7 protein-coding genes, 1 tRNA gene and 1 pseudogene are annotated in these 7,442 nt (G+C 66.4%); 7 read left to right on the top strand and 2 right to left on the bottom strand.

The window, feature by feature from the left end:
• Nucleotides 1–178 precede the first annotated feature (178 nt).
• Nucleotides 179–1,432, top strand: coding sequence for an MFS transporter (locus tag ACYPYD_RS26455; protein ID WP_459666637.1), 1,254 nt, complete (start codon nt 179–181; stop codon nt 1,430–1,432).
• A 53-nt stretch (nt 1,433–1,485) separates the two neighbouring features.
• Here ACYPYD_RS26455 and ACYPYD_RS26450 read toward each other — a convergent pair whose 3' ends face one another.
• Complete coding sequence (locus ACYPYD_RS26450; protein ID WP_459666635.1) at nt 1,486–3,246, bottom strand: fatty acyl-AMP ligase; 1,761 nt, start codon at nt 3,244–3,246, stop codon at nt 1,486–1,488.
• Between the two features lie 150 nt (nt 3,247–3,396).
• Between ACYPYD_RS26450 and ACYPYD_RS26445 the strand changes: the two genes are divergently transcribed.
• The 5 genes and pseudogenes from ACYPYD_RS26445 to ACYPYD_RS26425 all read left to right on the top strand — a co-directional run.
• Nucleotides 3,397–3,972: a regulatory protein RecX gene (locus tag ACYPYD_RS26445; protein WP_008830827.1), complete on the top strand. Its 576-nt coding sequence runs from the start codon at nt 3,397–3,399 to the stop codon at nt 3,970–3,972.
• Complete coding sequence (locus tag ACYPYD_RS26440; RefSeq protein ID WP_036523565.1) at nt 3,973–4,464, top strand: DUF192 domain-containing protein; 492 nt, start codon at nt 3,973–3,975, stop codon at nt 4,462–4,464.
• A 279-nt stretch (nt 4,465–4,743) separates the two neighbouring features.
• Nucleotides 4,744–5,490 (top strand): SDR family oxidoreductase, encoded by a 747-nt coding sequence (locus tag ACYPYD_RS26435; RefSeq protein WP_036523568.1) that lies wholly within the window; start codon nt 4,744–4,746, stop codon nt 5,488–5,490.
• Nucleotides 5,491–5,550: 60 nt separating this feature from the next.
• Nucleotides 5,551–5,958, top strand: a complete 408-nt coding sequence (locus tag ACYPYD_RS26430; protein WP_008830824.1) for an NADH:ubiquinone oxidoreductase subunit NDUFA12 — start codon at nt 5,551–5,553, stop codon at nt 5,956–5,958.
• Between the two features lie 124 nt (nt 5,959–6,082).
• Nucleotides 6,083–6,382: pseudogene (locus ACYPYD_RS26425) on the top strand (DUF2155 domain-containing protein); the annotation flags it as partial.
• Between the two features lie 35 nt (nt 6,383–6,417).
• Here the strand turns inward: ACYPYD_RS26425 and aat are convergent.
• Nucleotides 6,418–7,227, bottom strand: coding sequence for a leucyl/phenylalanyl-tRNA--protein transferase (gene aat, locus ACYPYD_RS26420; protein ID WP_459666632.1), 810 nt, complete (start codon nt 7,225–7,227; stop codon nt 6,418–6,420).
• A gap of 113 nt (nt 7,228–7,340) precedes the next feature.
• Between aat and ACYPYD_RS26415 the strand changes: the two genes are divergently transcribed.
• Nucleotides 7,341–7,416, top strand: a tRNA-Trp gene (locus ACYPYD_RS26415).
• Nucleotides 7,417–7,442 lie beyond the last annotated feature (26 nt).

Below are 7,442 nucleotides of genomic sequence, written 5' to 3'. Positions count from 1 at the left end.
ACGCCCCCACCCGGCCTCCCACGGAAGTATACTTGATGGGAGGCCGGGTGGGGGCGTGGGCCGGTGCCGCTAAGAAAATGCCCTCTTGGGCATTTTCCAAACAGACTCTGAAACGCCATCGCCGCCGCGATTGGAGTTCACGCGCTTTGCCCTAGTCTCTCCGGCGGGAGAGACAATCATGGGCGACGGCAGGGCACTACAGGAATGGAAGCGCGGCTGGCCGGTGGTCGTCGCGGCAATGGCGGGGTTCTCGTTCTTCTCGGTGCTGATCTCGGCGACCGGGCTGTTCATCGAGCCGCTGGAACGGGCTTTCGGATGGGACCGGGCGACGCTGTCGATGGGACCGGCGATCGCGACCGCAGTGACGGCGCTCCTGTCGCCGTTCTACGGTGCGCTGATCGACCGCTTCGGCTCGCGGCGGCTGGGACTGCCGGGGGTCGTCGTGACGATGGCGGGAACCTGCATGTTCGCCTTCGCCAGCGGATCGAAGCTGCAGTGGGTGGTGATGTGGATCGCCTTCGGGCTGATCCTGACCTCCATCAAGTCGACGATCTGGACGACGGCGGTAGCAGGCACGTTCGACAAGGGCAGGGGCCTTGCGCTCGGCCTTGCCGTGACCGGCCCGGCCATCGCGCAGACGCTGGTGCCGCCGCTCGGCAACTTCCTGATCGAGAGTTTCGGCTGGCGCGCCGCCTATGTGTGGTTCGGGCTCGGCTGGGGCGGGGTGACGCTGCTGGTATGCTGGCTGTTCCTGCGCGATGCCCACGATCGGCGGCCGAAAGCGGACGGGGCCGCGCGCGCCGTGCTGCCGGGCCTGCACAAGCGTGAGGCACTGCGAAGCCGGGCCTTGCTTCAGGTGGCGGTGTCGTCCTTCGTGGTGATGGCGATGACCATCGGGCTGGGCATCCACCTTTTTCCGATCCTCACCGAAGCGGGCGTAGCGCGCAGCGAGGCGGCGTGGCTGCTGTCGCTGGGCGGCATCGCCGGGATCGTCGGCAAGCTGGTGACCGGGGCGCTGCTTGACCGGTTCCGGCCGAACTGGACCGGCAGCCTGACGATGGGGGTGACGGCGGTGACGTTCGTGGTGCTGATCCGCTTCCTCGATTCGATGCCCGCGCTGATCGCGGCGCTCGTCATCAACGGCTATGCGGCGGGTTCCAAGACGCAGATCACCGCGTTCCTGACCGCCGGATATGCGGGGATGCGCAATTTCGGGATGATCTATGGCGTCATGTCGGCGCTGGTGGCGTTGGCTTCCGGGCTTGGCCCGTGGATCGCGGGGAAGGTCTACGATACCTCGGGCGGGTACGAGCCGTTCCTCTGGGCGGGTGCGGTCGGCTGCGTACTGGGCGGCGCGCTGCTGCTGGCGCTGCCGCCGATGCCGAAATGGGATCAGGCAGAGGCTGAGTCCTCCCCGGAACGCGGACAATAAAAAAGCGGGGCGCCTTTCGACGCCCCGCTTTCTGTTTCATTGTACCGGAACGATCAGGCCGCCAGCTTGAACGGCTCGATCTCGCCCGAAAGGTACAGCTTCTTGGCCTTGGCGCGGCTGAGCTTGCCCGAGCTGGTGCGCGGCAGGCTCTTGGGCGGCACCAGTTCGACCACGCAGTTCATGCCGGTGATCGAGCGCACCTTGTCACGGATCAGGTCGCGCAGTTCGACGCGCTTGACCGGATCGGAGACGCGGCAGTGGACGAGCACGGCGGGGGCTTCCTCGCCGTTGTCCGTCTCCACCGAGAACGCCGCGATGTCGCCGTGGTTGAAGCCGGGAAGCTGCTCCACGGCCCACTCGATGTCCTGCGGCCAGTGGTTCTTGCCGTTGATGATGATCATGTCCTTGGCGCGGCCGACGATGAACAGGTAACCGTCCGTCATGTAGCCCATGTCGCCGGTGTCCAGCCATCCATCGACGAGGCACGCGGCGGTCGCCTCGGGGTCGCGGAAGTAGGAATGCATCACCGACGTGCCGCGGCACCAGACCTTGCCGATCTTGTGGTCGCCCAGCGTGTCGCCGTTTTCGCCGCGGATCACCACTTCCATGTCGCGCACGGCCTTGCCGCAGTTGACGATGGCGCGATAGCGTGCCGGGCGGTTGAGATCGCGCGGCGCGCCCGAGAGGCGCTCCTCCTCGACCAGTTCGACGCGGATGCCTTCGCCCGGCGGCATGACGGTGACCGCCAGCGTCGCTTCGGCCAGGCCGTAGCTGGGCAGAAACGCGGATGCCTTGAAGCCAGCATCGGCGAAGGCGTTGACGAAGCTCTGCATCACGTCCGGGCGGATCATGTCCGCGCCGTTACCGGCGATGCGCCAGCGCGACAGGTCGAAGCGATCGCTGACCGGGCTCTGGCTGGAGATTCGACGTGCGCAGATGTCGTAGCCGAACGTCGGCGAATAGGACGCCGAAGTGCCCTTGTTGCGGGTGATGAGGTCCAGCCATGCCAGCGGGCGACGCGCGAAATCCTCGGTCTTGAGGTAATCGGCCGAGACCTGGTTGGCGATCAGCGACAGGAAGCAGCCGACGAGGCCCATGTCGTGATACCACGGCAGCCACGAGATGCAGCGGTCGCTGTCCTGGAACTGCATGCCGTGCGCGTGGCTGGCAAGGTTCGACAACAGCGAGCGGTGAGTCACCGCGACGCCGTGCGGGAAGCGGGTGGAGCCCGAGGAATACTGCAGGTAGCAGATATCGTCCGGATCGGCCTTGGGCAGCGCGACTTCGGGCGCATCTTTCGCGGCGAAATCGGCCCAGGTGGCATGGGCACAGCCCTGACGTTCGGCCGCAGCGGCGGTCATCGTGGCGATCTCGTCCGGACCGATCAGCAGGATCGGGTCGGAGCTGGAGAGCTGCACGGCCAGCTGGTCGATGTAGTTGTCCTTGCCGCCGAAGCTGGTGGGCAGCGGCAGCGGCACCGGCCAGGCGCCCGCGTAGACCGCGCCGCAGAACAGCGCCGCGAAGTCCACGCCGGTTTCGGCGATGAGGGCGATGCGATCGTCCTTCTTCACGCCGCGTGCGATCAGCGCATAAGCGACCTTGAGCGCGTCTTCACGCAGCTCCGAGAAGGCGTAGACGCGCGTGAGCGTGCCGCGCGGATCGTGGAAATTGAACCCGCGTTTGCCTGTGGCGGCATAGTCCAGGGCGTCGCCGAAGGTGGCGAAATCGGCGAAAATGCGCGGCAGCGCATCCTCGTTGGGGGTGGGGATAAGTGCCTGCCCCGTATTCGGCACCAGTTCGATGGTGTCGGCCATATGATCTAACCCGTTGTAGTTATACCGTTACTCTCGCGAGACCGGCGCTTCTATCCGGTCCAATCTGAACCGGAGGTAGCTGTGTTGCGTCCCAGTACGGTCTCACGCACTCTCCCCAATCCAAGCCGACTGTGGCACGAATAGGGCAGCATGTCGGACAAGCGTCGCAATCCACAGCGTGGACCACACCCACTCGACCCATCCCGTCTGGAGGAACTGGCGCTGGCCTATGTCGCGCGTTTCGCCACGACGCAAGCCAAGTTGCGCGGTTATCTGCAGCGCAAACTGAGGGAGCGGGGCTGGTCGGAAGAGGCCCAGTCGGAAGGAAGGGCGCCCGATGTTGAGGCGCTGGTCGAGCGTTATGCACAGAAGGGCTACGTCGACGATGCCTCGTGGGCGCGGATGAAGGCGGGCAGCCTGCTGCGGCGTGGCTATGGCGCGCGCCGGGTGGGCGAGGCGCTGGGGCAGGCAGGCGTGGACGAAACCCTGCGCGCCGAGGCGCGGCCCGGCATTGCCGAGCAGCGCCGCGCGGCGCTGGTGCTTGCGCGGCGGCGCCGGTTCGGTCCTTTCGCCGTTCAGGTTGCGGAAGACCCCAAGGTGCAAGACCGGCAACTCGCCGCGATGCTGCGCGCCGGGCACCCGCTCGACATCGCGCGCCGGATCGTCGAGAGCGAGGACGCCGACGCGCTCGAGGAATGGTGCGAGTCGGAATTCGGAGACTATTGAATGCGCCTTACCCGCTCCACGCTTGCCGTTTCGCTGCTGCTGGCCTTCGCCGCGTGCTCGCAAGGGGGGCAGGAGGCCACGGCCAAGGCGTCACAGGCACAAGCTGCGGTGCATCCGATTTCCGGGCTGCCGGTCAAGGACCTCAAGGTGAAGTCTGCGAACGGCACCCACGCCTTCCGGGTGGAGGTCGCCTCGACGTTCAAGGAGCAGGAGCACGGGTTGATGTTCCGCTCCGAAATGGGCGCGGACGAGGGCATGATCTTCCCCAACAAGCCGCCGCGCCGTTCCGCCTTCTGGATGCGCAACACGGTGATCCCGCTCGACATCATCTTCATCGGCACTGACCACCGCATCCTCAACATCGCGGCGAATGCGGTGCCTTATGATGAGACGCCGCTGCCTTCGGATGGCATCGCTGCGGGCGTGCTGGAACTGAACGGCGGCCGCGCGGCGCAGCTCGGCATCAAGGCGGGCGACAAGGTCAGTTGGTAAAGGGTCAGCTGGTAAGCGGGCGTCGTCCCGGACTTGTTCCGGGACCGCTGGCAGTGAACCGCCCTCTTCGCGGCGAGGCTGCGCGTGACCCTTCGACAAGCTCAGGGTGAGCGGGGTTCGTGTAACGATCGTTGAACAGCAGCCTTTTAAGACTGGCCTTTCAAATCCGCTCAGACTGAGCCTGTCGAAGTCCCCACGGCAGGGTGCTGCCCAATAGGCGAGGTGCCGCCCGCGTCCCGTCTGCCCTAGCTTCCCTCCCGAACGACACGGGAGAGACGGATGGGTTCGCTGACGGGAAAGACGGCGCTGGTGACCGGCGGTTCGCGCGGGATCGGCCGGGAGGTGGCGCTGAGGCTCGCGGCGGACGGCGCGCGGGTCTGCATCAACTACAACAACAATGCGGCCGCTGCCGAAGAGGTCGTCTCGGCGATCCGCGATGCCGGGGGCGACGCCTTCGCCCTGCAGGCCGACGTCGGTTCGGCCGAGGCCATCGCGGCGATGTTCGCGGCCTTCGATAAAGAGGCGGACGGCCTCGACATCCTCGTCAATAACGCGGGCATCGGCGAGATGGCGACGATCGCCGAGACCGACGAGGCGCTCTACGACGCGATGATGCGGGTGAACGCCAAGGGGCCGTTCTTCGTCACGCAGGCGGCGCTGTCCCGGCTGCGGGACGGTGGGCGGATCGTGAACCTTTCGTCCATGGTGGCGCGCGCCGCTTATGCATCGTGCCTGGCCTATGCCATGAGCAAGGCGGCAGTGGAGCATTTCACCCGCTCGCTGGCGCAGGAGCTGGGCGCGCGCGGGATCACCGTCAACGCGGTGGCGCCGGGTGCGACGATCACGGATTTCGCGCCCGCGCTGTTCAACGATCCGGCGACGGTGGACTATCTCGCCTCGGTCGCGGCGCTCGGGCGGGTGGGGCAGCCGGGCGACGTCGCGCGGGTGATCGGCTTCCTGTGCGGCCCGGACGGCGCATGGGTGACGGGTCAGGTGATCGAGGCGAGCGGCGGGATGCATTTGTAGCACCCGAAGGTCCCTCTTCGCGCTTGCGTTGGGGGGCGCTTCGGGGCTAGTGCGCGGCACATGGGAATCCTGTCCAAGATCTTCACCTGGTGGGACGGCGCCACCATCGGCACCTCGCTCTGGAGCTCGCGCAATGGCGAGCATGTCGGCACCGACGCGCAGGGGAACAAGTACTATCGTTCCAAGAACGCGAAGGTGAAGACCACCGAGGGCTGGGATCGCCGCTGGGTGATCTACGCCGGCGCCAACGACGCCAGCAACGTCCCCGCCGAATGGCACGGCTGGCTGCACCACTCGTACGACGGCGTGCCCGAAAGCCATCTGCCCGCGCCGCGCATCTGGGAAGTGGACTACACCCCCAACGCCACCGGCACCGCGACCGCGTATCGCCCGCAGGGCGCGCTGGAGCGTGGCGGCCGCCGCGCTGCCGCCACCGGCGACTACGAAGCCTGGTCGCCGGAAGCCTGAGGGCTCACGCGTGATTCGCTGGAGGGCTTTGACGGCACTCTCGTTGCTGTCGGTCCTGACGGCCTGCGGTGGTGAGCCTGCGCCCGAGGCGCAGGACACCAGCGTCCCGGATGCCATCGCCGGAATGCAGGCCGGTCCTGCACAGGCCGCGAAAGGCCAGCAGATCGGCACGCCCAACAAGGACCGCGTGGTCACGCTGGGCGTCCTCAACAAGCGCAACAACCTGACGCAGGACCTGGTGATGAAGCCAGGCGAATCGCGCCGCCTCGGCAATCTCGTCGTGAAGGTCGCCACCTGCGAGAAGACGCTTCCCTGGGAAAAGCCGCAGGAAGAGGGCGCCTTCGTCCAGGTCTTCGTCGAACAGCGCCGCACCACCGAGGAAAAGCTGGCCTGGAACAAGGTGTTCTCCGGCTGGCTGTTCAAGAACAACCCCGGTGCCAACGTGGTCGAGCACCCGGTCTACGACGTCTGGGTCAAGAGCTGCGCGATGAGCTTCCCGGGCGAAGAAGCCAGTCCGCAGGACGACGCGTCGCCGAGCAGGGCTTCGAACGCCTCGGGCAGTGAGAGCACTCCGGCTCCTGCCGCGTCGCCGAGCGCTTCTCCGACGGCGGCCGATCCCGAGCCGGTCGAGGAACCCGCTGTCGAGCAATAGCCCGACTGGGCTGCCTGCAGCAGCGCCAGATATGTCTTCTGCGGCATCTCCACCGCGCCCAGCGAGGCGAGGTGGGAGGTCATGAACTGGCAGTCGAGCAGGGTGATGCCGCCCCGCCGCAATGCCGCCACCAGCCAGCATAGCGCGACCTTCGACGAATCGCTGACGCGCGAGAACATCGATTCGCCGCAGAACACCCGGTCGAAGCCGACGCCGTAGAGGCCGCCGACCAGTTCGCCATCGCGCCAGACCTCGATCGAATGCGCGTGGCCGAGGAAGTGCAGGTTCTCGTAGCTGGCCTGAATGCGGTGGCTGATCCAGCTGTCTCCCCCGTCATCATTGGCATCCCCGTCGCGCGCCTGTCTCGGCGCTGCGCATTCGTCCATGACTTGCGAGAAGGCGCGGTTGCAGGTCACCTCGAACCGCCCGCGCTTGAGCGTGCGGGCGAGGGAGGAGGATACGCGAAGCCCATCGAGCGGCAGCGTCGCGCGCAGGCGCGGTTCGATCCAGAAGATCTCCGGATCGTCGCGCGCGTCGGACATGGGAAATATCCCGCTGCGATAGGCGAGCATCAGGAGTTCAGGCTCGATGATCGGATTTGAGCGGGGCGCGTGCACAAAACCGTCCTAGCAGATGGGGATAACGAGCGCGAATCGACATATTCGGTCCGCCGGTCCACAATCGCCGCTTGCCATCGCGCAAGTCCTTCATTAGAGGCCCCCGAGCCCGCAGGAGTGTAGCTCAGTTGGTAGAGCATCGGTCTCCAAAACCGAGGGCCGTGGGTTCGAGTCCCTCCACTCCTGCCAGCATCTTCCCAAGATCACGATAATCT

The sequence above is a fragment of the Novosphingobium sp. 11B genome, from assembly GCF_054589055.1.
This window is presented reverse-complemented; position numbering and strand designations above follow the sequence as displayed.